General features: G+C 69.4%; 28 protein-coding genes. 11 read left to right on the forward strand and 17 right to left on the reverse strand.

Annotation, left to right across the window (positions count from 1 at the left end; genetic code table 11):
- Positions 1-121 precede the first annotated feature (121 nt).
- From CFB49_RS36390 to CFB49_RS19345, 3 genes are all read right to left on the reverse strand, one after another.
- A complete protein-coding gene (locus CFB49_RS36390) occupies positions 122-259 on the reverse strand; it encodes a hypothetical protein (RefSeq protein WP_179234911.1) in 138 nt (45 codons plus the stop codon).
- Positions 260-379: 120 nt separating this feature from the next.
- Positions 380-1,153, reverse strand: a complete 774-nt coding sequence (locus CFB49_RS19340) for an AraC family transcriptional regulator (protein WP_089492069.1) — start codon at positions 1,151-1,153, stop codon at positions 380-382.
- Positions 1,154-1,179: 26 nt separating this feature from the next.
- Positions 1,180-1,521 carry an FKBP-type peptidyl-prolyl cis-trans isomerase gene (locus CFB49_RS19345; RefSeq protein ID WP_006479474.1) on the reverse strand — a complete coding sequence of 114 codons (342 nt, stop codon included), beginning with the start codon at positions 1,519-1,521 and terminating at the stop codon, positions 1,180-1,182.
- A gap of 593 nt (positions 1,522-2,114) precedes the next feature.
- On the opposite strand from CFB49_RS19345, the gene CFB49_RS19350 reads away from it, so the two are divergent.
- Together CFB49_RS19350 and CFB49_RS19355 are read left to right on the forward strand one after the other, a co-directional pair.
- Positions 2,115-3,032 carry a metal-dependent hydrolase gene (locus CFB49_RS19350; RefSeq protein WP_089492788.1) on the forward strand — a complete coding sequence of 306 codons (918 nt, stop codon included), beginning with the start codon at positions 2,115-2,117 and terminating at the stop codon, positions 3,030-3,032.
- Between the two features lie 443 nt (positions 3,033-3,475).
- On the forward strand, positions 3,476-4,966 hold the full coding sequence (locus CFB49_RS19355) for a sigma-54 dependent transcriptional regulator (protein ID WP_069618541.1): 1,491 nt from the start codon (positions 3,476-3,478) through the stop codon (positions 4,964-4,966).
- Between the two features lie 28 nt (positions 4,967-4,994).
- Here the strand turns inward: CFB49_RS19355 and CFB49_RS19360 are convergent, their stop codons facing one another.
- Entirely contained in the window at positions 4,995-5,381 is a 387-nt protein-coding gene (locus CFB49_RS19360) for a GtrA family protein (protein ID WP_089436148.1), read from the reverse strand.
- A gap of 597 nt (positions 5,382-5,978) precedes the next feature.
- On the opposite strand from CFB49_RS19360, the gene CFB49_RS19370 reads away from it, so the two are divergent.
- Positions 5,979-6,227: a hypothetical protein gene (locus CFB49_RS19370; RefSeq protein WP_084044237.1), complete on the forward strand. Its 249-nt coding sequence runs from the start codon at positions 5,979-5,981 to the stop codon at positions 6,225-6,227.
- Between the two features lie 217 nt (positions 6,228-6,444).
- Here the strand turns inward: CFB49_RS19370 and CFB49_RS19375 are convergent, their stop codons facing one another.
- Entirely contained in the window at positions 6,445-7,227 is a 783-nt protein-coding gene (locus CFB49_RS19375) for an ABC transporter substrate-binding protein (RefSeq protein ID WP_069618539.1), read from the reverse strand.
- A 234-nt stretch (positions 7,228-7,461) separates the two neighbouring features.
- Between CFB49_RS19375 and CFB49_RS19380 the strand changes: the two genes are divergently transcribed.
- Both CFB49_RS19380 and CFB49_RS19385 read left to right on the forward strand, forming a co-directional pair.
- A complete protein-coding gene (locus tag CFB49_RS19380; protein WP_069618538.1) occupies positions 7,462-7,881 on the forward strand; it encodes an MbcA/ParS/Xre antitoxin family protein in 420 nt (139 codons plus the stop codon).
- Entirely contained in the window at positions 7,878-8,579 is a 702-nt protein-coding gene (locus tag CFB49_RS19385; RefSeq protein ID WP_069618537.1) for an RES family NAD+ phosphorylase, read from the forward strand. The genes CFB49_RS19380 and CFB49_RS19385 overlap by 4 nt, the downstream gene beginning before the upstream one ends.
- Before the next feature lie 34 nt (positions 8,580-8,613).
- Here CFB49_RS19385 and CFB49_RS19390 read toward each other — a convergent pair whose 3' ends face one another.
- Positions 8,614-9,345 carry a metallophosphoesterase gene (locus CFB49_RS19390; RefSeq protein ID WP_089492070.1) on the reverse strand — a complete coding sequence of 244 codons (732 nt, stop codon included), beginning with the start codon at positions 9,343-9,345 and terminating at the stop codon, positions 8,614-8,616.
- A gap of 145 nt (positions 9,346-9,490) precedes the next feature.
- On the opposite strand from CFB49_RS19390, the gene CFB49_RS19395 reads away from it, so the two are divergent.
- On the forward strand, positions 9,491-10,144 hold the full coding sequence (locus tag CFB49_RS19395) for a DUF1345 domain-containing protein (RefSeq protein ID WP_069618535.1): 654 nt from the start codon (positions 9,491-9,493) through the stop codon (positions 10,142-10,144).
- 6 nt (positions 10,145-10,150) lie between these two features.
- On the opposite strand, the gene CFB49_RS19400 is transcribed toward CFB49_RS19395, so the two are convergent.
- Both CFB49_RS19400 and CFB49_RS19405 read right to left on the reverse strand, forming a co-directional pair.
- Complete coding sequence (locus CFB49_RS19400) at positions 10,151-10,819, reverse strand: glutathione S-transferase (protein WP_069618534.1); 669 nt, start codon at positions 10,817-10,819, stop codon at positions 10,151-10,153.
- Between the two features lie 96 nt (positions 10,820-10,915).
- Positions 10,916-11,623: a class I SAM-dependent methyltransferase gene (locus CFB49_RS19405; RefSeq protein WP_089436150.1), complete on the reverse strand. Its 708-nt coding sequence runs from the start codon at positions 11,621-11,623 to the stop codon at positions 10,916-10,918.
- Between the two features lie 316 nt (positions 11,624-11,939).
- On the opposite strand from CFB49_RS19405, the gene CFB49_RS19410 reads away from it, so the two are divergent.
- Positions 11,940-13,592, forward strand: coding sequence for a DUF3459 domain-containing protein (locus CFB49_RS19410; RefSeq protein ID WP_089437059.1), 1,653 nt, complete (start codon positions 11,940-11,942; stop codon positions 13,590-13,592).
- A 69-nt stretch (positions 13,593-13,661) separates the two neighbouring features.
- Here CFB49_RS19410 and CFB49_RS19415 read toward each other — a convergent pair whose 3' ends face one another.
- The 5 genes from CFB49_RS19415 to CFB49_RS19435 form a co-directional block, all read right to left on the reverse strand.
- Positions 13,662-14,246 (reverse strand): thiamine phosphate synthase, encoded by a 585-nt coding sequence (locus tag CFB49_RS19415; protein ID WP_089436151.1) that lies wholly within the window; start codon positions 14,244-14,246, stop codon positions 13,662-13,664.
- Between the two features lie 22 nt (positions 14,247-14,268).
- Positions 14,269-15,612: a hemolysin family protein gene (locus tag CFB49_RS19420; RefSeq protein WP_069618532.1), complete on the reverse strand. Its 1,344-nt coding sequence runs from the start codon at positions 15,610-15,612 to the stop codon at positions 14,269-14,271.
- A gap of 76 nt (positions 15,613-15,688) precedes the next feature.
- On the reverse strand, positions 15,689-16,468 hold the full coding sequence (locus CFB49_RS19425; RefSeq protein ID WP_089436152.1) for a sensor histidine kinase: 780 nt from the start codon (positions 16,466-16,468) through the stop codon (positions 15,689-15,691).
- A gap of 67 nt (positions 16,469-16,535) precedes the next feature.
- A complete protein-coding gene (locus CFB49_RS19430) occupies positions 16,536-17,459 on the reverse strand; it encodes a DMT family transporter (RefSeq protein WP_069618530.1) in 924 nt (307 codons plus the stop codon).
- Between the two features lie 37 nt (positions 17,460-17,496).
- On the reverse strand, positions 17,497-18,354 hold the full coding sequence (locus CFB49_RS19435; RefSeq protein ID WP_069618529.1) for a LysR family transcriptional regulator: 858 nt from the start codon (positions 18,352-18,354) through the stop codon (positions 17,497-17,499).
- Between the two features lie 113 nt (positions 18,355-18,467).
- Here CFB49_RS19435 and CFB49_RS19440 point away from each other — a divergent pair, with 113 nt between their 5' ends.
- The 3 genes from CFB49_RS19440 (at position 18,468) to CFB49_RS19450 (ending at position 21,498) form a co-directional block, all read left to right on the forward strand.
- Positions 18,468-18,851 carry a tautomerase family protein gene (locus CFB49_RS19440; RefSeq protein WP_069618528.1) on the forward strand — a complete coding sequence of 128 codons (384 nt, stop codon included), beginning with the start codon at positions 18,468-18,470 and terminating at the stop codon, positions 18,849-18,851.
- A gap of 139 nt (positions 18,852-18,990) precedes the next feature.
- A complete protein-coding gene (locus CFB49_RS19445; RefSeq protein ID WP_089492071.1) occupies positions 18,991-20,607 on the forward strand; it encodes a CHAD domain-containing protein in 1,617 nt (538 codons plus the stop codon).
- 54 nt (positions 20,608-20,661) lie between these two features.
- Entirely contained in the window at positions 20,662-21,498 is an 837-nt protein-coding gene (locus CFB49_RS19450) for a TOBE domain-containing protein (protein WP_089492789.1), read from the forward strand.
- Between the two features lie 181 nt (positions 21,499-21,679).
- On the opposite strand, the gene CFB49_RS19455 is transcribed toward CFB49_RS19450, so the two are convergent.
- The 4 genes from CFB49_RS19455 to CFB49_RS19470 all read right to left on the reverse strand — a co-directional run bounded on the left by CFB49_RS19455 (position 21,680) and on the right by CFB49_RS19470 (position 24,753).
- Entirely contained in the window at positions 21,680-22,381 is a 702-nt protein-coding gene (locus tag CFB49_RS19455; RefSeq protein ID WP_069618526.1) for a sulfate/molybdate ABC transporter ATP-binding protein, read from the reverse strand.
- 64 nt (positions 22,382-22,445) lie between these two features.
- Positions 22,446-23,123 (reverse strand): molybdate ABC transporter permease subunit, encoded by a 678-nt coding sequence (modB, locus tag CFB49_RS19460; RefSeq protein WP_089436154.1) that lies wholly within the window; start codon positions 23,121-23,123, stop codon positions 22,446-22,448.
- 10 nt (positions 23,124-23,133) lie between these two features.
- The gene (gene modA, locus CFB49_RS19465; protein ID WP_069618524.1) at positions 23,134-23,928 is read right to left on the reverse strand and encodes a molybdate ABC transporter substrate-binding protein; all 795 of its coding nucleotides are present in this window, start codon (positions 23,926-23,928) and stop codon (positions 23,134-23,136) included.
- 126 nt (positions 23,929-24,054) lie between these two features.
- Positions 24,055-24,753 carry a phosphatase PAP2 family protein gene (locus tag CFB49_RS19470; RefSeq protein WP_089492072.1) on the reverse strand — a complete coding sequence of 233 codons (699 nt, stop codon included), beginning with the start codon at positions 24,751-24,753 and terminating at the stop codon, positions 24,055-24,057.
- A gap of 257 nt (positions 24,754-25,010) precedes the next feature.
- On the opposite strand from CFB49_RS19470, the gene CFB49_RS19475 reads away from it, so the two are divergent.
- Entirely contained in the window at positions 25,011-26,120 is a 1,110-nt protein-coding gene (locus CFB49_RS19475) for an extracellular catalytic domain type 1 short-chain-length polyhydroxyalkanoate depolymerase (protein ID WP_089492073.1), read from the forward strand.
- Positions 26,121-26,156 lie beyond the last annotated feature (36 nt).

Raw genomic sequence — 26,156 nt, forward strand, 5'->3', positions numbered from 1 at the left:
GTCATGTGCGAGGGTTGTACCGTCGGATGGCATTCGGCGCGGAAGCACGGGCGCGGCCCGGCCCGGCCGGCTACGCGAGTCGCTTCAGGAAGACGTCCTGTCGTTGGCGTGACGACCTGATTCAAGGTCGGCGGCGAAATGCGCGCGCGATATTGACGATCGTCACGTCGAGCTGCGTGACGACGAACCCGATGCCGACGGTGGCGACGACGCGCGTGGGCGCAGACGGGAAAGCAGGGGACGGTGGCGTCGCATCCATGCGTCCATCGTAGGCGGCGACGGGCACGCGATGTTTCAGCGGGACGTGAAGCGTCGATACGCATGCCGACGCGTGCTGCCTGCTACGTGCGTCGTTACGTATTCGGCGAGGCCGATGCGTTCAGTGCCGTTCGCCGCGCCAGCGCCCCGGCGCGACGCCGAAGCGCTTCGTGAACGCATGCGTGAACGTGCTTTGATCGGCGAAGCCGACGCTGCCCGCGATGTCGACGAGCGAATGCCGGCCGTCGGCGAGCAGCACGACCGCGGCGTCGAGCCGCAGCCGCTGCAGGTAGCGATGCGGCGTTTCGCCGAACGCGTCGACGAACAGTTGATGAAACCGGCGCATCCCGTAGCCGCAGTGCGCGGCGAGATCCGCGATGCGCAGCGGCTCGGCGAGCCGCGCGCGCAGCCAGCGGTCGATGCGCGCGAAATCGAGGCCCGACGCGGGCGCGGCGATGCCTGCATCGTCGAGCAGCGCGTCGCACAGGCGCGCGGCGGCCTGCCACTGGAAACGGTGCGCGGCGGCCTGCCGTGCGTCGCCGGCAGGCGCATCGTGTTGCATGGCCGCCGCCGCGATTTGCGCGACGAGCGACGTGAGCGCCGGGTCGATCGATACGGCGCGCGCATGGTCGAACAGCCGCTGCGGTACCGCGAGCGACGCGGCGGGCAGGTCGATCACGAGCTGGCGATTGTCGCAGAGGCCCGCGTAGTCGTGGCGCGCGCCGGCCGGAATCAGCCAGGCCGCGTGCCGGTCGATGCGCCGGCCGATTCCGTCCACCGCCATCACCATCGCGCCATCGACGCCGAGCACGACCTGGTGAAAGTCGTGCACATCCGACGCTTCGCACGTGGCGTAGCGGCGCAGCGCGATGGCGGGGGAGGCGATGCGTTCCATCGGGAAGAAAACGGCCGGATGCGCGCTCAGACGTCGAGCAGTTCGACTTCGAACACGAGCGTCGCATTCGGCGGAATCACGCCGCCTGCGCCGCGCGGGCCGTAGCCGAGTTGCGGCGGGATCGTCAGGCGACGCACGCCGCCGACCTTCATGCCCTGCACGCCTTCGTCCCAGCCCTTGATGACCATGCCGCCGCCCAGCACGAACGCGAACGGGTCGTTACGATCCTTGCTCGAATCGAATTTCTGACCGTCGGTCAGCCAGCCCGTGTAGTGGACGCTGACGGTCTTGCCGGCTTGCGCTTCCGCGCCGGTACCTTCGGTCAGGTCTTCGTACTTGAGGCCCGATTCGGTCGTGATGACGGACATGATTTCTCCTGAAAGAGCGTGACGTAAAACCGCTATTGTAGGCGAGCGCGCAGCGGGCCGGCGTGCGCGGATCTCGCGCCGCCGTGCGCGTGTCGGCAAGCGTGTCGCCAGGCGCGGCGGAGCGCCGCGCGCGGGATCGCCCGAAACGCCATTGGAACGCGCGTTTGAATTTTTCGCGCGTCGCGGCGCCGAGGTTGCACCACGGCAGTGTGCTGCGCGTATGAATCGATGCGACCGGCACGCGTTGCCGCGGGTTGCACGACCGGCGCCAGAGGCGGCGAAATGGCCGCCACACGGGGCTTGCGGCCCGATAGCGGCGCGCCGTATCGGGCCTGGCATCTCGCTCGCCCGCGCGTCCGCGCGTTCGAATCGCACCGGGCCCAGGCGCCGTTCGAGCGCCGTTTTTTCCGCCTTTCCGACCGTGCCCTGTTTGGAAGCGCGCATCTACCGCGCGGCTTGCGTGCGCCGGCGCGTGCGGCCTATCTTTACATCTGTCGATGTCATGATTTGGCGGTGCGCGATGTGCCGCCCGGGCTTGCGCCGGCCGCGTCGGACGATGCGCCGGGTGGCTCCGCACCAGGAGAAAGATGAACATGAAGTCAGCCGCTTCCGCCACCGCAGCCGGGATCATGCCGGTGCGTCGCGATCTGCGCTTCGACCTGCCGGTCGAACGCGCGAAGGACTGGCATGGCCTCGGGTCGCACGTGACCCATTTCTTCAACGCGCTGTCGCTGCTGTTTCCGGCCGGCGAGCGCTTCTTCATGGATTCGGTGCGCAATTACCGCGACCGGATCGACGATCCGGTGCTGAAGCAGCAGGTGCTCGGCTTCATCGGCCAGGAGGCGATGCACACGCGCGAGCACGTCGAATACAACGAGCTGATGCAGGCGAACCGGCTGCCCGCGCGCAAGCTCGACAAGCGCGTGTGGACGGTGCTCGGCTACATGAAGCGCAAGCTGCCGCATTCGGTGCAGCTCGCGCACACGGTGGCGGCCGAGCACTACACGGCGATGCTCGCCGACTGGCTGCTGGGCGACCCGACGCGCCTGGCCGGTTCGGTCGAAGGCTACCGGCAGATGTGGCTCTGGCACGCGCTGGAGGAAACCGAGCACAAGGCCGTGTCGTTCGACGTGTGGAATGCCGCGATGAAGCCGGGGCTGCGCCGTTACCTGATCCGCATCGGCGTGTATCTGCTGACGACGCTGACGTTCTGGCCGACCGTGTTCCTGATCCATGTGACGCTGCTGTGGCGCGATCGCGGCGCCGGCCATCACGTGCGCGGCCTGCTGCGCGTGATCGCGTTCCTGTATGGGCCGCGCCGCGGGCTGTTCCCGCGCATCGCCGGCGAATGGCTGAGCTTTTTCCGGCCGGGCTTCCACCCGTGGGATCACGACAATCGCCACCATCTCGCGCGGGTCGATGCGCTGGCCGCCAGCTATGGCCAGCACGGCGGTACGCCGGCCGGCCGCGGCCGCGCGAACGCGCCGGCGCCGCTCGCGTCGGGCCGCTGACCCGGCCGCCCGCCGTACGGCGGGCGCCGCGCATGTTGCGTGCGTGCATCATCTGACTGCTTCCGACGATTGACGCAAATCAACCGGAACCGGTTGCGCGGGCGCCCGCCTGCCCGGCCGACCGGTTGCACGCGCATGCGCCGGCGCGCCGATCGGCGTGCGCCGCGTCGCACGCAATCGCCGCGCGCCAGCACCGGCGCGGCTGTGCGCGCGCGGCGGCGGTCCGTTCCGGTCGCGCGCCGTGCCCGCCTCCGGGATAACACCCATCTAGCCGCAGGCCGGCCGTATCGATATACCGTTCATGACAACGTCTACCTCCGGCGCGATTCATGCGCAGGGGGATTTTATTCGGACGGAAATACGGCCAATATGTCGGTTCGATCGTGTCCGTCGTACGCGGCGGTGAGCCGGCGCGCGATACCAACGCCAAGCGGGGAACAACGATGGTTGCAAGGTCACCCGACGCAAACGGGCAGGCGGCGCCCGAGATGACGGACATGTCCGTCACCGCTCCCGAGGCCGGACGCAAGCTGTTCGTGATCATGCGCACGCCCGACGAGCCGTTGCTCGCACAACTGCGCGGGCTCGGCTGGGAGATCGCGGTCGCGAAGACGGCCGGCGCCGCGCAGAACATGACCTCCGGCGTGAGCGTGGCCGCCGGTCTGGTCGATTTCACCGGGTTCACGTCGCGCGACTATCCCGCGCTGAAGATGTGCCTGAGCCAGCCGGCGATCGGCTGGATTTCCATCGCGCAGGCCGGCATCACGATCGGCCCCGCCGTGCGCGAACTGATCCGCAGCTATTGTTTCGATTACGTGACGCTGCCGCTGCCGTACGAGTGGATTTCGCACGTGCTCGGCCATGCGCGCGGGATGGCCGCGCTCGATCGCGTCGACGGCGCCGCCTATGCGGCGTCGATCGGCGAACACGGGATGATCGGCAACTGCGAGGCGATGCAGCAGCTGTTCAGCACGATCCGCAAGGTCGCGAAGACCGATGCGAGCGTGTTCATCTCGGGCGAATCGGGCACCGGCAAGGAACTGACGGCGCTCGCGATTCACGAGCGCTCCGGCCGCGGCAAGGGGCCGTTCGTCGCGATCAATTGCGGCGCGATCCCGCATCACCTGCTGCAGTCGGAGCTGTTCGGCTATGAACGCGGCGCGTTCACCGGCGCGAACCAGCGGCGCGCGGGCCGGATCGAATCGGCGAACGGCGGCACGCTGTTTCTCGACGAGATCGGCGACATGCCGGTCGAAAGCCAGGCGAGCCTGCTGCGCTTCCTGCAGGAAGGCAAGATCGAGCGGCTCGGCGGGCAGGAATCGATCCCGGTCGACGTTCGGATCATCTCGGCCACGCACGTCGATCTCGACGGCGCGGTCGAGGCCGGGCGCTTCCGCGCGGATCTCTATCACCGGCTGTGCGTGCTGCGCATCCACGAGCCGCCGCTGCGCGCACGCGGCAAGGACATCGACATCCTCGCGCACTACGTGCTGCAGAAATTCAAGGCCGACAGCGGCCGCAAGATCAGCGGCTTCACGTCGGCCGCGCTCGACGCGATGCGGCGCTACGAATGGCCCGGCAACGTGCGGGAGCTGATCAACCGCGTGCGGCGCGCGATCGTGATGGCCGAGAGCCGGCTGCTGACGCCGCACGATCTCGGGCTCGACACGCCCGGGGAAACCGAACCGGTGACGCTCGAGCAGGCGCGCTCGCTGGCCGAGCGCACCGCGATCGAGAACGCGCTGCTGCGCAACGACCACCGGATCAACAAGGCCGCCGCCGAACTCGGCATTTCACGCGTGACGCTCTACCGGATGATGATCGAGCACGGGCTGAACGATCACGACAACACCGGCGGCAACGGCGGAAACGGCGACAGTGGCGGGCACGACGGCGCGCCGTCGGGCGACGCGGAGCATCAGCGGGTCGGATGAGCGGCGTGTGCGATGCGTGTGGCGCGGCTCACCGATAGGTCCACAGCCGGTGCAGCACGAACGTGACGGGCGGCACGCACAGCACGACCGCGACGATGCTCCATGCACGGGCGAGCCCGAGCGCGTCGGTGCCGCGCGCCAGCAGCATCGTCGCGGCGAGGCCGGCCATCGCGACCGCGAGAAAGCGCACGAAGTTGCCCCATGTCACCGTCGACGCAAAACTCCACAGCGTGTTGGCGAGATACGAGAACGCGGTCGAACAGACGAACGCGGTCGCGTTCGCGACGACGGGCGTTGCGTCGAACAGCGCGAACATCGCGGCGGCGATCAGCGCATGCAGCGCGGTCGAGCCCAGGCCCGACACGCCGAAGCGGATCAGTCTCGCGCGCTCGGCGGCATGGAAGGTACGGATCATCGTGGGCGGGCGTTTGCGTGAAGTCGCGTGGAGCGGTGTCGCAGTATAGCCATGCGATCGGTCGTAGCGTCCAGCGTCCGGCAGCGACCTGCGGTGCGCGTTGCCGCCGCCGGCATGTAAAGCGCATGAAACATTTCGCGTTGGCCGCCACGCGAATTTCCGCGGCGAACCGGGCCGATCGGCCAGCCCGCCGCCGGTAAAAATTCCGCGCTCCATTGTTCAGCCTTATTCCGCAAGGCCCCGCCGTTGCGCGGCCGGCGCGTGCCGCGGCGCCGATGTTTCAGTTTCGTAACTTCCGGCATTCCACGCCCGTTCCGGCCGCCAGCCGGTCCGGTCACCGCCTTGTCCTGCCGGGCTCGCGCAGCGCTGGCCCGGTCCTTGCGAAGAAGGGCATGCGAGAGTCGACGGCGCGAGATCCGTCCGGTCGGGCGGCGACAGCCGCCGCTGCCGGCCAGGATGCAGTCCGCGGGGATGCGGCGGCCGTGCGCGGTGCAGCGGCCGCGTCACGGCGAGCAGGGAACGTCGTCGCCCGATCGCCGGGGCATCGGCATCGTCCGGTTGCCGGAACAAACATCAGACAGCAAACGGGGTAGAAAAATGATCGATCATCACACGCCGCGGTCCGCAGGCCGCGATCGCAGTGATTCGGGACATCGCCGCTCGAACGTCGCGCTTGCGGCAGACCGGCATGCCTCGACAGGCCATCTCTCCGCGCCCGGTGCGAGGCGGATCCGGCTGGTTGCCGGTCATCCGCGCCGGGTCGGCACTTTCCTGCACGCGAATCCGATCCGCATGGGCATGTGCACGCGGGCGCCGATACCGCGACGTCCGATCTTCGCCTATTGACCCGAGCGGCACGCGGTCCGTTCGCATGACTATCTGTTCCGCGAACGATTGATCCGTTACCCGAACGATGGTCGACGCATCGTGCTGCGCGCGATGCGGGAAGACAGGCATTCGATGCAACGGCGAACCACGCGCCGCCGTTGCCATCCGGTTGAAGGGGAGGGGCGGTCGGACGCGCGCGACGGGAGCAGTACCCGTACGCGCGCGACGCCGTTTTTCAACCGCCGTAGATGTCGAAGTCGAAGTACTTCGACGCGAGTCGCTTGTAGGTGCCGTCCTTGACCATGTCGGCGATCGCGCGATCGATCTTCGCCTTCAGGTCGGTGTCCTGCTGACGCAGGCCGATGCCGGCGCCGATGCCGAGCACTTTTTCGTCGACGAGCTCGGGCCCGACGAACGTGTAGTTCGCGCCGCGCGGCGATTTCAGGAACCCGATCGCGGCCTGCACTTCATCCTGGAGCGCCGCGTCGAGGCGCCCGGCGATCAGGTCGGCATACACGCCGTCCTGGTTCTGGTACGACACGACGTTCGCGCCTTGCTTGCCCCAGTACGCCTTCGCATACGTCTCCTGCGTCGTGCCCTGCTCGACGCCGATCGATTTGCCCTTCAGCGATTCGGCGGTCGGCAGCAGCGACGAGCCCTTCTTCACCACGAGCCGCGTCGGCTGGTTGTAGATCTTCGTCGTGAAGGCGATCTGCTGCGCGCGCTGCGGCGTGATCGACATCGACGACAGCACCGCGTCGAACTTCTTCGCTTTCAATGCAGGAATCATCCCGTCGAAATCGTTCTCGAGCCACACGCATTTCGCTTTCAGGCGCGCGCAGATCTCGTTGCCGAGGTCGATGTCGAAGCCGACGAGCTTGCCGTCCGGCGCCTTCGACTCGAACGGCGCGTAGCTGGCGTCGGTGCCGAAGCGGATCGTGGTCCAGTCCTTCGCGACGGCGGGGCCTGCGGATACCGCGAGCAGGGCGATCGAAACGGCGGCAATCAGTCTCTTCATGGTGCGTTCCTTGGCGTGGGGCATCCGGTTTCCGTGCGACAGGGTCTCCACGGACGCGACCCGCGCCGTGACGCGGTGTCCGCACGGCCATTAACGCAGAAAATAAAATAAGAGTCCAGAATGGACAAAAAATATCGATCTGGCGGATCGGTGTGACGATCGATGGGTGCGACCCTTGCAAAAATACGATAATGGACTAACCTTGTTAGTAAATTCATTTAGAGACTAACGATCATGTCACAGCCCGCGTACGATTCGCATTCCGCCGTGCCGCACGCTTCGGTCGCGCAGATGTCCGCGGCCGGCCTGCGTGCGTTTTTCAACATTGCGCGCGACTGGGAACTGACGATCGACGAGCAGATCGTGCTGCTCGGGTCGCCTGGCCGCTCGACGTTCTTCAAGTGGAAGGCCGCGCCGGAATCGGCACGCCTGCCGCGCGATACGCTCGAGCGGCTATCGCTGCTGCTCGGCATCTACAAGGCGCTGCAGATCCTGCTGCCGCAACCGGCCGCGGCCGATGCGTGGGTCAAGCGGCCCAACGATGCGGCGCCGTTCGGCGGCAAGCGCGCGCTCGACCGGATGCTGGCCGGCAACGTCGGCGATCTGGTGGCCGTCCGGCAATATCTTGACGCAATGCGGGGTGGCTGGGCGTGACGACACCGATCGAAGTCACCCGGTGGCCCACGACCACCGTCGACTGGGCGCCAGCCTATCGCGTGATTCCCACCCGTTTTCCGGCCATCAACCTGTTCGACCGCGTTGCATCGGCGGACGATTTCGACGCGCTCTACGCGCTCGAATCGCTGACCAACGACCGCATCCGCAACGAAGTCGGCACGCTCGATCTCGTGCCGCCGGCCGAGCGCCGCTACGGGCAGGGCTGGGGGCCGATCATGGCCGCGTTCACGCACCTGAATCCGCTGGGCAGCCGCTTTTCGGACGGCAGCTACGGCGTGTTCTACTGCACGCGCTCGCGCGACACGGCGATCGCCGAAACGCGCTATCACAGCGGGCTGTTCCTCGCCGCGACGAAGGAGCCGCCGATGCGCCAGCAGATGCGGCTCTATACCGTGTTCGCGCACGGCGACGTCGTCGACGTGCGCACGTGGCCGCAGCGCGACCCCGCGTTGCTGGATCCGGTCGACTACGGCGCGGGGCAGGCGTTCGGCCGCGCGGTGCGCCATGCCGGCGGCGCGGGGATCGTCTATCCGTCGGTGCGCGATCCGCGCGGCGAGTGTCTCGCCGCGTTCCGCACGACGCTGCTGCGCGACTGCCAGCATGCGGCCTATCTCGAATACAACTGGAACGGCTCGGCCGTCGATGCGGTGTTCGAACTGAATCAGGTCGGCTAGCGTTCGCGTGCGGGACGAAGCGCCGGCCGGCGCATCAGGGCAGCGGCCAGTCGCCCGCGTGGCGCTCGCGCGCTTCGGCCTGCGTCATCGACCAGGTGCGGCCGGTGCGCGGCTCGGCGAGCGTCAGCCGCCCGGCCGGCGCGAACGCACCCGTGTCGATGAACCATTGCGCGCCGATCCGCTGCGGCTCACGCACCGGCGTGTGTCCGGTGCAGGTCAGCGACAGCCCGGCCTGCACCGCCGGATCGGCGAGCCCCTGGACGAGATCGCGGCCCCAGATCAGCCGCTCGCGCACGTCGTGCGGATAGCTGCCGGCATCGAGATCCGCGTCCGAGCCGAAGAATTCCGCGTGCAGCACGTTGAAGCGCGTCGCGCCGTCGCCGATCACGCGCACGAGCGGCAGTGCGTCGACGCGCGCCGCATGCGCGCGCAGCCGTTCCGGCGGCAGGTCGGCGCCCCAGTCGCCGCCGATCCCGCGCCACGCGTCGGGCGGCAGCTTGCCGCGCGCGACGAGGCTCAGCACTTCCTCGTGATTGCCGCGCACGACGTGGCACCATGGTCGGTCGACCAGGTCGAGCGCGGTGTCGGAGGCCGGGCCGCGGTCGACGAGATCGCCGACCGAGAACAGCCGGTCGCGGGCCGGATCGAAGCGGACGTCGTGCAGCAGCGCGCGCAGCACGTCGACGCAGCCGTGCAGGTCGCCGACGACGAAGTCGCGGCCGGCCGTGTTCGCGGGATGGCGGCAGAGCAAGGCGGTGGCGGTCATCCCCTTATCTTAGGCGCTCCTCGGGCGCTCGCACCCATCGCCATCTGACGATGGAATGAGGATAATCGGGGCGCGTTTCACGCCGGCGCGGCGGCGCTGCCGGGCACGCGGCCGAACCCTTTCCATCTGCTTTCGGAATCACACGATGACGCTTTATCCGCAGGTATTACGCAACCGGCCGCGCATGGTCGCGGCGTTCGTCGCCGGCGTGCTGTGCGCGGTGCTGCTGCCGTTTCCGCTGCGCGCTACCGCGCGGGCGCTGATCGGCTGGGATTGCGCGGTCTGGCTGTATCTGGCGTTGATGTGGGTGCGCATGGTCACCGCGCATCACTACAAGGTGCGCGAAGTCGCGATTCGCGAGGACGAAAACGCGACGACCGTGCTGACCGTCGTGTGCCTCGCGACCATCGCGAGCGTGGCCGCGATCGCGATCGAACTCGCGACCGCCAAGAGCGTCGGCTTTCGCGCGGGGCTCAGCCACTACGCGATCACGGGCGCGACGCTGTTCGGCGCGTGGTTCCTGATCCCGACGATCTTCACGCTGCACTACGCGCGGCTCTATTACGGCTCGCCGAGCGGCGATCGCGCGCTGCGTTTCCCGGACCAGCATCCGGAGCCCGACTACTGGGATTTCCTGTATTTCGCATTCACGATCGCCGTCGCGTCGCAGACGGCCGACGTGTCGCTCGCGAACCGCACCGCGCGGCGCTCGGTGCTCGCGCAATCGATCCTGTCGTTCTACTTCAACATGGCCGTGCTCGGCTTGTCGATCAACGTCGCGGCGGGGCTGCTGAGCTGACGCCGGTTATTTGAGCAGGTCGTACCGGCCGCCGCGCTCCAGCGCGCGCCGGTAGGCCGGCCGCGCATGGATCGTGTCGAGAAAGCGCGCGATCGCGGGATACCGGCTGCCGCCGCCGCGCGCGGTCGCGGCTTCGAGTGGAAAGCTCATCTGGATGTCGGCCGCGCTGAAGCCGTCGCCGACGAACCAGCCGCTGCGCGCCAGCGTGCCGTCGACATGGCCGAGATGCAGGTCGATCTGCGGATCGACGAATCCCGACTGCAGCGTCGTGGCGATCTTGCGTGCGATCGGCCGTGCGAAGAACGGCATCGGCGCATGCGCGATCCGCAGCGCGACGAGCTTGAGCAGCAGCGGCGGCATCGCCGACCCTTCCGCGTAGTGCAGCCAGTATGTGTAGTCGTGCCGCTCGGGCGAGCCGGGCGGCGGCGCGAGGCGCCCGTCGCCGTAGCGTTCGACCAGGTACTCGATGATCGCGCCCGATTCGGCGAAGGTGCGGCCGTCGTCGGTCACGACGGGCGACTTGCCGAGCGGATGGATCGCGCGCAATTCGGCCGGCGCGAGCATCGTCTTCGGATCGCGCTCGTAGCGCACGATCTCGTACGGCACATCCAGTTCTTCGAGCAGCCAGAGCACGCGCTGCGAACGCGAGTTGTTCAGGTGATGGACGGTCAGCATGTCGAGGCCGGAAGGGGGCGGGAACGCCATCATACCGAGCCCATGCGCCGCGTACGCGAATCGTGTGACGCGCGCCGTCGCGGGCCGCATCGACCGTCATGCGCGCCGCACCGCGATCCACGCGCCCCAGAACAGGCTCGCGAAAAAACGCAGCGGCGCATCGAAGCCCGCGTCGCGAAGCAGCGCGAACACGGCTTCCTCGGACGCGGGCGGATCGGCGCCCTGCAGGATCTTCGCCAGTTGCGCGCGCACGGCGTCGGGGGTGGCGCCCTTCATGCGCCAGCGCTGCTGCCACGCGTCGAGCAGGCGCGGGTGGTCCGCGTAGCGGCGATGGTTGCCGGCGAGCACGAGCGGCGCGCCGGGCTTCAGGCGTCGCGCGATCGCGTGCAGCAGCGCGGCTTTCGCGTCGTCGCCCGGCACGTGATGCAGCACGCCGATCAGCGTCGCGCCGTCGAACGCGGGCACGTCGGGCAACGCGTCGACGCCGTCCTCGACGAATGTCGTACGCGCGCCGAAGCCCGCGGCTTCGACGTTCGCGCGGGCGAGCGCGAGCATCGGCGCGGACGGGTCGACGGCCGTGAACTGCCAGCCCGGTTCGAGCGCGGCCGCGACGCAGATTTCCTGTCCCGTGCCGCCCGCGCCGGCGACGAGCATCCGCGCATCGGCCGCACCGATCGCCGACGCGAGCATGCATGCGGTGAGTTCGTGGCACGCATCGTAGCCGGCGAGCGCGATGCGCGATTGCTCGGCGTAGTCGTGTGCGCGTGACGGATCGAATTTCGCGGCGCTGGCGGGAAGCGACATGGCAGGTCCTCGGGTTGTTGGGGCGGACGACATGTCCGCGAACAGGACGCAGAGCGTATGTGCGCGCGGCCGGCGCAACAAGACGAGCAATCATTCCGGTATGCCGACTACCCGACTCGCGGGCGCGTGCCGGCCGGTTTCCCGCGCGATTTTCCAAGGGTCGATTCGCATTTAAAAATGTCTGACCACGATGCATCGACGTCGCGAATCCGGCGCATACTCGGTGCTCTCCCCCCGCCTGGCCTTCGCATGCCGGGCCCCGATGCGCTGCGCCATCGGCGCGGCCATGCCGCTCGGTACGCACGAGGAGCGCATGATGTCCGATTGTCCGCACGATCCGTACGCGCAGCACTACATCCATTGTTTGCCGTTTGGCGCGCAGCCCTGCGGCGCGCTGTGCACGACGCCGCGCACGCATTTCCGCGTGTGGGCGCCCGGCAGCGCCCACGTCGAGCTCGAACTCGATACCGGCTACGGCCCGACGCTCGTGCCGATGACGAGCGCCGGCCCGAACTGGTTCGAGGTTTTCGTCGACTGCGGCGCGGGCGCGCGTTACCGCTATCGTCTCGACGATACCGTGTCGATTCCCGATCCCGCCTCGCGCTCGCAGCCCGACGGGCTCGACGGCCCGAGCGAGGTCGTCGATCCGCGCGCGTTCACGTGGCGCAATACGTTCTGGCACGGGCGCGCGTGGGAAGACATCGCGCTCTACGCGATCCGCCCGCACGCGGTGGGCGGCTTCGACGCCGTGCGCCGTCGCCTGCCGCAGCTGGCGCGTCTCGGCGTGACCGCGCTGGAACTGCTCGCGTCGCCGCACGACAGCCTGCCGTTCGCGCCGCTTGCGGCCGAAGGCGGCCCCGACGCGCTGAAGGCACTGATCGACGCTGCGCACGGCTACGGTCTCGCGGTGCTGCTGGAGCTCGACTACGCGCGCTTCGGCAGCGGCACCGACGCGCTGCGCCACTACGCGGGGCCGTTTTTCCATACGCGCGACGATCCGCTGCAGGCCGCGCCGCTCGCGCTCGATCATCCGGAAGTCTGCGATTTCTTCTGCGACAACGCGCTGTACTGGATCGACGAATACCGCTGCGACGGGCTGCGCCTGCGCGAAGCCGACCGGATCGGCGTGTCGTGGCTGCGCGAGATCGCGGATCGCGTGCGCGCCGCCGTGCCGGCCGACCGGCTGATCCACCTCGTGCTCGGCAGCGAGCGGCATCCGGCGCATCTCGCCGATACCCATTTCGATGCGCAGTGGAACGGTTGCGGCGAACGCGCGCTGCACCGGCTCACCGGGCGCGACACGTCGGCTCATGAAGGCATTTCCACGCACCAGTCGATTCACACGCTCGCCCGCGCGCTGACCGCGGCTGGCGCGGCGTATCAGCCGGCCGCATCGGCGGACGGGATGGCCGCCGACAGCGGGCTGTCGCTGACGTCGCTCGTGCTGTCGGACGGCGCATGGCGCGACAGCGGCCCGGGCGATCACGGGCAGGCGGCCGGTCTGGCCGCGCTCGCGCTGTCGCTGCTCACGCCGCAGATCCCGCTGGTCTTCGACGAAACCGCGCGCGACATCGACCGTGCGCATTTCGTACAGTCGGCGCTCGCGGTGCGCGCGAAGCTGATCGCGCCCAGGCTGACCGATTGCCGGCCGCAGGAAGCCCATGCGCTGAAGGCGGACGGCGACGGCGATGCCGACGCGCTGTGCGCATCATGGCGGCTCGCCGACGACGAGACGTTGACGATCGCGTTGAACCTGTCGCCCGATGCGCTGCCGTTCGATGCACCGGTCGGGCGGGTGGTGTTCGAGACGCCGGCACGCGCGCGCGACCGGGTCGATGAAGGGGAGTTGCCGCCGTATTCGCTCGTCGCGTGGCTGACGGGCGACGTCAATCGCTACGCGCTGACGCACGACGTGCGTCGCCTCGACGACGGTTCATGGCGCGGCAGGCGTGCGAACCTGAACGCATGAGCCGATGAACGCGTGAAGCGGCGTGGCGGCCATCGGTCGCGCACGGCCGCGCGGCCGGAACATACCGAATTACCAGAACCCGCGAATGCCCGCGATCCCGTACGCGCCGTGACGGCGCGCGTCGTCGAGGTGCGCGCGCGTCATGCCGCCGAGCGCGAACACGGGCATCGCGGCCTGCGCGGCCAGCGCGTCGAATCGCGCCCAGCCGAGCGTCGGCGCGCCGGGGTGGCTGAGCGTCGGCAGCACCGGCGACAGCGTGACGAAATCCGCGCCGGCGCGCGCGGCCATCAGCAGGTCGTCTTCCGAGTGGCACGCGGCGGACACCCACCGGCCGGCCGGCAGCGGCCGCTGCGCGACCGCGCGCAACGCGGGGCCGTCGAGATGCCAGCCGGCGCCGTCGAGCCGCATCACGCCGGCTGCATCGATCGGGCCGTTCAGCATCAGATGCGCGCCGGCCGCGTTGCAGCGCGCGAGCGCCGCGGCGGCCAGCGACGCGAACGCGGCCGCGTCGAACGATTTCACGCGCAGTTGCACGAGCGCTTCACCGCGCGCGAGCACGGTCGACAGCCGATCGAGGAACGCGGCCCGATCGGCCGCCGATGCGGATGCCGGCTCCGGCGTGATCACGCAGCAGCGCGGCAGCGGCGCGTTCATCGCGCGATGCAACCCGCCGCCGTCATTCGTCGGCCTCTTTCGCGATCTTCGGATAGACGCGCACGAGCACGATGCGCGGCCCGTTCATCTTCTTCACGACGACGTCGAAGCGGTCGAACGACACGCGCTGCCCTTCGGTCGGCAGGTCGCTCAATGCCTGGATCACGAGGCCGCCGACCGATTCCGCGCGGCCTTCGTCGATGTCGATGCCGAGCGCCTGCTCGAGCGACACGACGGGCAGGCTGCCCTTGCCCATCAGCGTGCCGTCGTCGAGGCGGCTCCAGTCGGCGTCTCCCTGGCGGAACTCGTCGTGGATCTGGCCGACCAGCGCGCCGAGCAGGTTGTCGAGCGTCAGGAAGCCGATCGGTTTCTCGCCCTTGTTGCCGACCAGCGCGAAGTGCGGCGCGCCCTTGCGGAAGCGGCGGAACAGCTCCAGCGCCGGCGTGTCGGGCTTCACGTACTGGACCGGGCGCACGTAGTCGGACAGATCCGCGAGCGCGGCGCCCGCGTGACGCGCGAGCAGCAGGTCCTTCAGGTGGATCAGCCCGCTTACCTGTTCGCGCGACGCATCCTCGAACAGCGGATAGCGGCTGAAGCGGTGCCGCGCGACGATCTCCATGTTGTCGGGCAGCGGCAGGTCGCGCCGCAGGCCGATCATTTCATGGGCCGGCCGCATCAGGTCCGACACGGTCATCGACGAAAAATCGAGCGAATGCGCGAGCGTGTTCCACTCGTCGTTGCTGTATGTGCCGCGGGCCGGCTGGGCCGCATTGCCGGCCGCGCTGCGGCGGCTGCGCAGGATCAGCTTCAGCTCGTCGGTCGAATAGTGCGCATCGCCGCCGTGGTCGGCCGACAGCCCCGCGAGCCGCAGCACCGCGTTCGCGCTGGTGTTGAGCACCCAGATCGCCGGATACATCGCCCAGTAGAACGCGTAGAGCGGCAGCGCGACCCACAGGCCGACCTTCTCCGGCTGGCGGATCGCCATCGATTTCGGCGCCAGTTCGCCGACGACGATGTGCAGGAACGAGATCAGCGAGAACGCGAACACGAGCGAGATCAGGTGCACGACGCGTTCGGACTCGACGCCGATCAGGTCGAGCAGCGGGCCGATCAGTTCCGCGAACGCCGGTTCGCCGACCCAGCCGAGGCCGAGCGACGCGAGCGTGATGCCGAGCTGGCACGCGGAAAGATACGCGTCGAGCCGGCCGTGCACGATGGCGAGGATGCGCCCGCGCAGGCCGTGCTTGCGGGCGAGGGTCTTGACGCGCGTCGCGCGGAGTTTGACGAGGCCGAATTCGGCCGCAACGAAGAACCCGTTCAGGGCCACCAGGAACAACGCGCCGATGAGCGCGAAGATCTGTAACAAAGAATCGCTCCGGTTATGAAAGGCCCGTCAGTATAGAGCCGGAAAGGATTTTGTAATGTATCGGACGGCCGCTTGCTTACACCGGCGCCTCGCACGGAATCGAGAACGTGAGGGTGGCGGGTGCGCCGTCGACGAACACGTCGTGCGCGAACGTGCCGCCGTGCGCGAGGGCGACGCGCTGGCACAGCGCGAGCGCCCATGCGCTGCGTTTCGCGTCGCGCTCGCGCAGCATCTCGTGCCGGGCGAACGATTCGAACGCGTGTGGCTGCGCGGGATCGACGAGCACGCCGGTGTTCACGGTGCAGGTGGCGCGCGCGGTGAACTGTGCGCCGTCGCGCGTGCAGGCGAACACGACGCGGCTGCCCGCGGCGCTGGCCTCGACGGCCGTCGTCAGCAGGGTCCAGAGCGCCTGCGCGACGCGTTCGCGATCGGCGGTGAGCGACGGCTCGCCATCCGGCAGCGTCGTGTCGAGCGCGACCTGGCGGGTGTCGGCGAGCGTGAAACGCACGAGCGCGATCGTTTCGTCGAGCAGCGCGCGCAGCGCGAACGGCCGCGGCGCGAGCGCGAGCGTGCGGGTTTCCGCGCGCGGCGCGTCGAGCACGCCATCGATCAGCGCGACCTGCTGGTCGATGCCCGTGCGGATGCCCGCGAGCGCGCGCTGCAGGTTCGGATCGGCATTGGCGAGCTGGCGCTCGAGCACGTAGGCCCAGCTGTGCATCGCATTCAGCGGGCTGCGCAGGTCGTGCGACGCGGTGGAGAGCGCCTGGTCGCGCAGGAACAGCGCCGCCTGGGCGGCGTAGTGCGCTGCGCGTTCGCGCAGCAGGTCGGCGGCGGGATCGACGGAAGTGGACGTCACGGAGCTGGCCTGTCGGAAGCGGTTGGCGTGGAAGTCACGCGAATCGCCATTATAGGGACGGTGGGCGTCACGCCGGCAGCGCGTCCTCGTCCTTTTTCCGCGCGTCGCCGTTCGGCAGCAACTGGCACGCGAGCAGGCCGGCCAGCATCAGCGCGCAGCCGACGAGCGCGCGCAGCGTCAGCGTTTCGCCGAGCGCGGCCCAGCCGGCGATCGCCGCGAATACGCCTTCCATGCTGAAGATCACCGCCGCGTGCGCGGGCGCCGCGTCGCGTTGCGCGACGACCTGCAGCGTATAGCCGACCCCGACCGACAGCAGCCCGCCGTACAGCAGCGTCGGCAGCGCGCCGCGCAGCATCGCGACGCTGACCGGTTCGACGGCCAGGCCGGCCGCGAGACACGCGACGCCGCACACGGCGAACTGCAGGAACGCGAGCACGAGCGGATCGTGGCGCTTCGCGAGATGGCCGACCGCCATCACGTGCGCGGCGATGATGACGGCGCCCGCGAGCTGGAACCAGTCGCCGTAGAGCACCGAGAAGTGCTCGTCGATGCTGAGGAAATACAGGCCGATCGCGGCCAGCAACGCGCCGAACCACGTGCCAGCGCCGATCCGGTGGCGCGCGAACACGCCCATCAGCGGCACGATCACGACGTACAGCGAGCTGATGAAGCCGGCGTTCGCGATCCGCGTGTATTGCAGGCCGACCTGCTGCAGCGAGATCGACACGGCGAGCAGCCCGCCGAGCGCGAGGCCGGGCAGCAGCAGCGCCGGTTCGCGGCGAATCGCCGCGAGTTGCGTGCGCGACGCCGGATTCAGCATCAGCAGCGGCACCAGCACGAGCGCGCCGAGCAGGAAGCGCAGCCCGGTGAACAGGAACGGGCCGATCACGTCGAGACTCAGGCGTTGCGCGACGAAAGCGGAGCCCCAGATCGCGGCGGCGCCCAGCATCAGCAGGTTGGCGCGGAGGTGCTTGCGGGCGTCGGGCTTCATGGGAATTCGTCTGGAGATTACGGAGGAGCCCGCTAGTTTACGCCGAGATTGCAAGACTGTCGGCGAACCTGCGCAGCGCGGCGGCGGCGCGGGCGTCGCGGACGCGCGAATACAGCACCACCTGCGATCGCGGCAGCGCCGGCAGCCCGAATTTCGCGCCGACGTCGACCAGCGTGCGCGGGGCGACGCGCCGCGCGAGCGGGCAGACGGCCAGCCCCGCCGCGGCGGCGGCCGTGACCGCCGCGACCCCGCCGCCCGTGAAGCGCTCGCGCCATGGCAGCCCCGCACGGTCGAGCGCGCGCAGCGCGGCGGCCCGCACCCCGCAGGGGCCGGCCAGCACAGCGAGCGGCAGCGGCTCGCCTGCGCGCGGCGCCCAGTCGGGCGCGGCGAGCCACGCCAGCGGCTCGGTAAACAGCGGCGTGGCGTCGTCGCGCGGCGGATCCTCGCCGGGCTCGTGCCGGACGATCACCGCGTCGAACCGCCGTTCGTCGTATTGCGGAAGCAGGCTCGTCGACGCTCCGAGATGCATTTCCAGCGACAGCCCGGGATCCTGCCGGTGCAGGCTCGTCAGCACGGCCGGCAGGTCGGGCACCGCGACGTGCTCGCTGACGCCGAGCGACAGGCGCACCGTGCCGGTCGAGATCGCGCCGAGCGCGTGCTCGTGCGCGTCGAGCAGCGCGCGGGCGGCCGGCAGGAAAGTCTCGCCGTCGGCGGCCAGCTTGACGACGCGCGGCGTGCGCGCCAGCAGCGGCTTGCCGAGATGGGCCTCCAGCCGCTTCAGCTTCAGGCTGACGGCCGACTGCGTGGTGCCGAGCGCATCGGCTGCGCGCGTGAAGCTGGCGAGGTCGGCGACCAGCACGAACGCGCGTACCGCATCGAGATCGAGTACTTTCATTTCGGTTGAAAATGAATGAAATATTCATCAATGACTGTTCATTATAGGTTGCCGCGCTTAACCTGACGCTGTGTTTTCGATCTTCAACGTCACTCACCGACAGGAGCAGCACCATGCCATTCACCCGTATCGCCGTACGCGAAGGCAAACCGGCCGCCTACCGCAAGGCCCTCGTCGACGGTGTGCAACGCGCGCTGATACAGACGTTCAACGTGCCCGAGGACGACATCTTCATGGTCGTCACCGAGCACGCGGCCGAGAATTTCGTGTTCGGCCGTCATTACCTCGATATCGAACGCAGCGACGATCTCGTGATCATCCAGATCACCGCGAACAACACGCGCACGCTCGAGCAGAAGCGGGCGCTGTACCGGACGATCGCCGACAACCTGTCGCAGCAGCCCGGTGTGCGGCAGGAAGACGTATTCATCGGTCTCGTCGAGGTGCTGAAGGAGAACTGGTCGTTCGGCAACGGCATCGCGCAATACGCCGTCTGACGTGCCGGTTTGACGTGCCACAGGGAGACAGGGCCGGATCGTCGGCTGCGCTCTTTTGGGGCGTGTACTATGGAAGTTGCTTCACGAGCGACGCCGGCGCGGTCGATGCGCCGGCGATCCTTCTTGTGCAGGAGCCTCCATGTCGCGTGTGCTGGAAATCGTGTTGTCGTTGTCGCTGGAAGGGTGGCCGGGAAAGGGCGCAAGCCGCGCCCGTGGCGCGCAGCGCGACTTCGGCGCAGAACTCGTGCGCGCGTGGCGGATCTGCCCGCAGGTCCGGATGCGGCGCGGCCACGAGCGCGTGACGATCGAGCCGTGCCAGATCGAGGAGGCCGAGCGGAGCCCGGGCGCGAGCTGGTGGACCTGGGTCGAAGCGAACGCGCATGGCACACGGGTCGTCGCGTCGCGCACCGAGACGTTCGCGCCCGGCGTCACGCAGCGCGAATTGTTCGACGCGGAGCACGCGGGCATCGTCGTCGCGACGTCGCCGGTACCTGCGGCACGTGCCGCGGCCGGTGCCGACGCGCCGGCCGCCGAGATCGACGGCGTTGCATCGGACACCGACGAAGCGCGATCCCAGGCGTCGGCGCTGCGCATCGTCAGCGAACGGCGGCGCGGGCGCTGGGCCGATGACAGCGGCGTCGTGGTCGAGATGACGCTCGACGACATCGCGCTGCACGGCGGCGGCGAGCCGCCGCGCCGCTACGTGGAGTTGCGACTGGCCGCGCCCGACTGGGAAACCGTTGCCGCGCGCACGGCCGCGCTGCACGCGCTGTTTGCCGCGGCGCGCGAACTGACCGGCGCGTGGCCCGCCTTCGTGCAACTGACGAGCGTGATCGACCGCGCCTGTGCGGGCGGGCCGGTAGCCGCCGCGCTGGTCAAGGCGCAGCCCGTCGACCTGAGCGGCATCCGCACGCAGCGCGCCGCGCTGTTCGCGCTGTCCGGCGACATCACCGCGCAATGGCTCGGCAACGAGTGCGGCGTGCTCGATCGCGACGATCCCGAGTTCGTGCACCAGATGCGCGTCGCGCTGCGCCGCCTGCGCACGCTGATGCGCTTCTTTCCGCGCTTCACCGACCGTCAATGGAAGGACACGCTCGGTGTCGACCTGCGCTGGCTCGCCGCGCTGCTCGGCACCGTGCGCGACTGGGACGTGTTCGCGACAGAGAGCCTGCCCGCGCTGATCGCGGCCGACGGCGGCGGCAGTGCGTGGGACGGCACGCTCGACGCCGCCCGCGCGCAGTCGATGGCCGCGCGCGTCGAACTGCGGCAGGCGCTGCATTCGGCCCGCTATGCGCGGCTGACGCTCGGCTGGCTCGAATGGCTGAGCGCGCTCGCGCTGCCGGCGGCCGGCGACGACGACGCGCCGTCGCTGCGGCGTCACGCGACCAAGCGCGTGCGGCGGCTGTTCGGTCATCTCTACGGCTCGCCGTCGCTCACGTCGCTCGACACGGCGGCGCGCCACCAGGTGCGGATCGATGCGAAGCGGCTGCGCTACGCCCTCGAATTCTTCGCGTCGCTGGCGTCGCGCCGCACGCGCACCGAGACGGTCAAGACGCTGGCGCGCGTGCAGAGCGTGCTCGGCGAAGCGAACGACGCGATGGTCGCGCTGCACCATCTCGAACAACTGGCGGCGCCGCCGTATCAGCTCGGTTTCGTGCGCGGCTACGGCGCCGCGCTCGAACAGCGGGCCGCGCGCGACGCCGAGACGCTGCTGGCCAGCCTGCGGCCGCCGAAGCTCGACGGCAAGCCGGGCTGAGCGCCGCGCGCCGGGCCCTATAATGGCCGCCCGTTTCCTGCTCGCATGCCGATGATGACCGACGCACCGCATTCTTCCTCGTCCGCCGGGCCGCTCGAACTGGGTGGCGAGCTGTGGCTGCGTGCCGGCGAACAGACGCTCGGCGGCGCGACGCGTATCGCGCTGCTCGCGGCGATCGGCGACACCGGTTCGATCACGCGCGCGGCGAAGGCCGTCGGCCTCAGCTACAAGGCCGCTTGGGAGGCGGTCGACACGATGAACAATCTCGCCGGCGAGCCGCTCGTCGCGCGTTCGACGGGCGGCAAGGGCGGCGGCGGCACGACGCTGACGCCGCGCGCGACGTCGCTGATCGCCGCGTTCCGCACGATCGAGCGCGAGCATCGCCGTTTCATCGAGGCCGCGAGCGCGGCCGTTGCCGGCTTCGACGTCGACTGGGCGCTGATCGGCCGGATCGGGATGAAGACGAGCGCGCGCAACCAGTTGTTCGGCAAGGTCGCGTCGATCGTGCGCGGCACCGTCAACGACGAGGTCACGCTTGCGCTGCCGGGCGGGCAAGCCGTCGTCGCCGTGCTGACGCACGAAAGCGCCGAAGCGCTCGGGCTGCGGGAAGGCGCGAGCGCGTGCGCGCTGGTGAAGGCGTCGTGGGTCGTGCTCGCGGTCGACGATGGCGGGCCCGACCTGAAGGTGTCCGCGCGCAACCGGCTGCGCGGCAGCGTCGAAGCCGTCACGGCGGGCGCGGTGAACAGCGAGGTGACGCTGGCGCTCGACGGCGGCGGGACGCTGACGGCCGTCGTGACCAACGACAGCGTCGATGCGTTGCAGCTCGGCGCCGGCCGGCGCGCGATCGCGCTGTTCAAGGCGTCGAGCGTGATTCTGGCGGTGACCGGCTGACCCGGCCGGCAGCGTGGCTTCCGTTGGCCTGGGGCCGTCGTTCGGGGCGGCGTGAAGCCGGTGCCGCATGCGTGCGCATCGCACCGGCTTCGTTTCCGCTTTCAGCATGTGCCGCGACGCGGCTGCTCTCAGGCTCCAGCGTGGCGGCGGGCGCCACGCTCACGACCACGGCGTCGCGCGTTCAGGTGACGCGCGTCGGCCACTCGGCGTGCGGCGAACTCGCCTGCACGCGTCCTTCGCTCAACTGCACGACCTGGTCGCCGAATGCGGCGACGTCGTCGGGGTCGTGCGAGATCAGCACCATCGGAATGTCGAGCCGCGCCTGCAGTTCGGCGAGCTCATGGCGCATCCGCTGGCGCATCGCGCCGTCGAGCGCCGCGAACGGTTCGTCGAGCAACAGGATGCGCGGCTGCGCGACCAGCGCACGGGCGAGCGCCACGCGCTGCTTCTGCCCGCCCGACAGTTGCGACGGATATTGCCCCGCGAGCGATTCGAGATCGAACGCGCGCAGCCAGTACGCGACCTCCGGCGGCGCCGTTTTCGCGCGCGGGTTGCGCAGGCCGGCCGTGAGCCCGAACGCGATGTTCTGCCGCACGTTCAGATGCGGGAACAGCGCATAGTCCTGGAACAGGTACGCGACACGGCGTTCGCGGGTCGGCACGTCGATGCGGCGCGCGGCGTCGAACAGCGGCTCGCCGTTCAGCGTGATCGCGCCTTCGTCGGGCGTCAGCAGCCCGGCGATCGCCTGCAGCGTCATGCTCTTGCCTGCGCCAGACGGCCCGAACAGCACGACGCGCTGCGTCGTCGCCGTGAACGACACGTCGAGCGTGAAGCGGCGCTCGGCGTTCGCGTAGGTCTTGCGGATGTCGACGACGACGCTCATGCGGGCCTCCGCCGAAGCGGGCCGGCCGCCGGGCGGCGCCACTGATACGGACAGGACGGCCGCTTCATGTCAACTGGCTCCGCCGGGCGCGCGACGGCACGAGCCAGCCGGTCGCGAGCAGCACGAGCACGCAGGTGATCGACGTCACCAGCACGAGGAAGTTGGCCGTGTTGTCGTCGCCGGCCTGCACGGCCGCGTAGATTGCAACCGACAGCGTCTGCGTGCGGCCGGGCAGGTTGCCGGCGATCATCAGCGTCGCGCCGAATTCGCCGAGCGCGCGCGCGAACGCGAGCAGCGCTCCGGCGAGGATCCCGCGCGTAGCGAGCGGCAGCGTCACGCGGAAGAACACCGCAACTTCGCCGAGCCCGAGCGTGCGCGCGGCGCGTTCGAGATGCGGATCGACGCCTTCGAACGCCGCGCGCGCCGATTTCAGGATCAGCGGAAACGCGACGACCATCGACGCGATCACCGCGCCTTGCCACGTGAACACCAGTTCGATGCCGAACTTGTCGAGCCACGCGCCGAACACGCCGCGCCGGCCGAGCAGCACGAGCAGGTAATAGCCGAGCACCGTCGGCGGCAGCACGAGCGGCAGCGTCAGCACGGAATCGACGACGTCGCGCAGCGGCGAGCGCCAGCGCGCGAGCACGAACGCGGCCGCGACGCCGAGCACGATGTCGAGTGCGGTCGCCCAGCCGGCAACCTTCAGCGACAGCAGCAGCGGGACCCAGGCGTCTTGCATCGCGATTCGCTCACTTGGCGGGCTTGAAGCCGAACGTCGACAGTACGGCCTGCCCCTGCGGCGACGCGACGAAATCGATGAACGACTGCGCCTGCGCGGCGTGGCGGCTGTCCTTGACCACGGCGATCGGGTAGGTGATGGCCGTCCGGGTCGGCACCGTCAGCGCGACTTTCACGCGGCCCGGCATGATCGCGGCGTCGGTGCCGAACACGAAGCCCGCGTCGACCTCGCCGCGCGCGACGTAGTCGAGGCTCTGGCGTACGTTGGCGGCCAGCACGCCCTTCGCGCTGACCGCATCCCACACGCCGGCCGTGCGTAGCGCGCCCTCGGTGTAGCGGCCGACCGGCACCGAGGCCGGGTCGCCGTACGCGATGCGCTTCACGCCCGGCGCGGTCAGGTCGTTCAGCGACGTCGGCGCGGCCGCGCGGCTGTCCGCCGGCACGATCAGCACGAGCGAGTTCGCCGCGAAGTCGCGGCGCGTGCCGGGCACGATCACCTTCTCGTTCACCGCGCGATCCATCGCCTTCTGGTCGGCCGACGCGAACACGTCGGCCGGCGCGCCCTTGGCGATCTGCTGCATCAGCACGTCCGATGCGCCGAAGTTGAACAGCACCTTGGTGTCCGGATGCTGCTTCTCGTACGCGTCGCCGACGGCCTTGAACGCGTTCGTCAGGCTGGCTGCTGCCGACACGACGAGTTCGTCGGCGGCGCAAGCGGGTGCGCTGAGCGCGACCCCGGCGGCAAGCGTGGCGATCGGCAGCAGGCGAAGCAGGGCGCGGCGAAGCGGACGGGCGGTTGAGCGCATGGGTTTCGTTGTGAATGGGTGGAAACCGTCATCGTAATATAGGGCGGGTTATAACGCTCGACATACTGCGCATGCGACGGTGCGCATGAAATGATCAGACATGAAAACGGGCGGCCGGGCGGCCGGTCACGCATGAAGCGCAGGCGGCGCCGATTCGGTGCGCTGCAGCGACGACGGCTGCGACGCGGGATGGTAGTTCGGATTGGCCTTCCAGCGCGCGCGGACGAAGGGGCGCTCGTGGCCCGACAGTTCCAGCGCGACTTTGGTGACCCAGCGATGCGACGGCACCGTGAGGCCGTGGAGCGCCACGGTGACGAGCGCGAGGCTCGCGACGACCGCCGGCACCGACCAGCGGTGCGGCGCCGCGCGCCACGAGCCGGCGATGAACGCGAGCGCGGCGATCGCGCCGACGATGCAGCCTGTGATCGATTCGGACGGCGAATGCGCGTCGAGCGCGACCCGCGACACGCCGACCGCGACGCCGGCCGCCAGTCCGAGCGCGATGCCGGCGATCCGCACCGGCGTGCGCGTGCGGATCAGCGCGAGGAAAATCGCGACCGGATACACCGACGTCGACAGCATCGCATGGCCGCTGAAGCCGGTGAAATCCCACGCGCGGATGCCGATGCCCCAGCCGAGGAACGCGATCTTCGTGAGCGCGACCACGCCGATTGCGGCCGCGAGCACGCCGAGCCACGCGGCCGCGCGCTGCCATGAGTAGCCGAGCATGAGCCAGACGGCTATCGTGATCGCGAGCGGCAAGGTCAGACCGGCGCCGCCGAACGCGGTGATCATGATCCACAGGTGAGCGGGCAGGTCGAACATCGGGAAGGGGACGAACGAAGGCGGGACAATGCTTAAATCAACGCGCGAGCCGGGAAGAACGACTACAACGGATACAAGCGACGAAACCCCAGTATAGCGCCGTGTCCGTATGGGGCCCGCTTTTGCGCCGCCGGGAACGCTCGGCGAGCAGGAAAAATCCTGGAAACAATGTTATGGTGCATTGCACAAAGTCAAACGATGCATCCGTTGCGGCGGCTTCATCGCGCCCCTATTTTTCCTGACTGCGAGCCCGATCGATGACCAAAAGTCTGACCAAGGTGTGGCTGGGCGGCATGAAACGCATGCTGTCCCCGGTCGCCAAGCGCGCGGCGCGCGATGCGCAGCGCATCGCGCGCGACGCACTCGAGGCCGCGGCCTCTCCTGCCGTGTCCGATCCGTCCCCGCCTCGCGAATCGCGCGTGCGGCCGCGCGCGGCCGCGTGGGCGGCGGGCGAGTGGACGCGCGGCGAACATCCGATGGCGCCCGCGCTCGGACGCCTCGTCCAGCATCTCGCATACGCGCTTTACATGCCGCCCGGCCGCCGGCGTGGCGCGATGCCGCTCGTCGTGATGCTGCACGGGTGCCAGCAGTCCGTCGACGAGTTCGCGCAGGGCACGCGGATGAACCTGCTGGCCGACAAGCACGGCTTCGCGGTGCTGTATCCGGAACAGTCGCTGCGCGCGCACGCGCATGGGTGCTGGCACTGGTATGAAGACACCGACCGCGCGGGGCGCGGCGAGGCGGACACGGTGGCGGCGCTGGTCGACGCGCTGGTCGACGAGCAGGGTTTCGACGCGTCGCGCGTCTACGTCGCGGGGCTGTCGGCCGGCGCGGGGCTCGCATCGCTGCTTGCGCTGCACCATCCGGACCGTTTCGCGGCGGTCGCGTTGCACTCGGGCCCCGCGCTCGGCGAGGCGAATTCCGGCATCACCGCGATGGACGTGATGCGCCGCGGGCTGCGGCAGAACCCGGCCGCGGCGGTCGACGCGCTGGTGGACGCCAGCGCATATCCAGGCATGCCCGCGCTGATCGTCCAGGGCGACGGCGACCATGTCGTGGCGCCGAAGAATGCCGACCAGCTGACCGTCCAGTTCATGCGCCTGAACGGGCTCGCCGACAGCCGGGGCGCGCTGCGTGGCGGCGAGCGCGTCGAGACGCGCAAAACGGGCGTCCAGATTACCGACGTGTGCCGCGACGGCGAGCCGGTCGTGCGGCTGTGTCACGTGAAAGGGCTCGATCACGCGTGGGCGGGCGGCGACGAAGCCGTGCCGTTTCACGCGGCGGTCGGCCCCGACGCAAGCGCGATGATCTGGGCTTTTTTCGAAACCCATCGCCGCACTGTGGCGACCGAACGACGCACGGTTTGATCGACGCTGGTCAAAGCCTAGGGTTTTCCCTATAAT

This window comes from Burkholderia sp. AU17457 (assembly GCF_002223255.1).
Lineage (GTDB): Bacteria > Pseudomonadota > Gammaproteobacteria > Burkholderiales > Burkholderiaceae > Burkholderia > Burkholderia sola.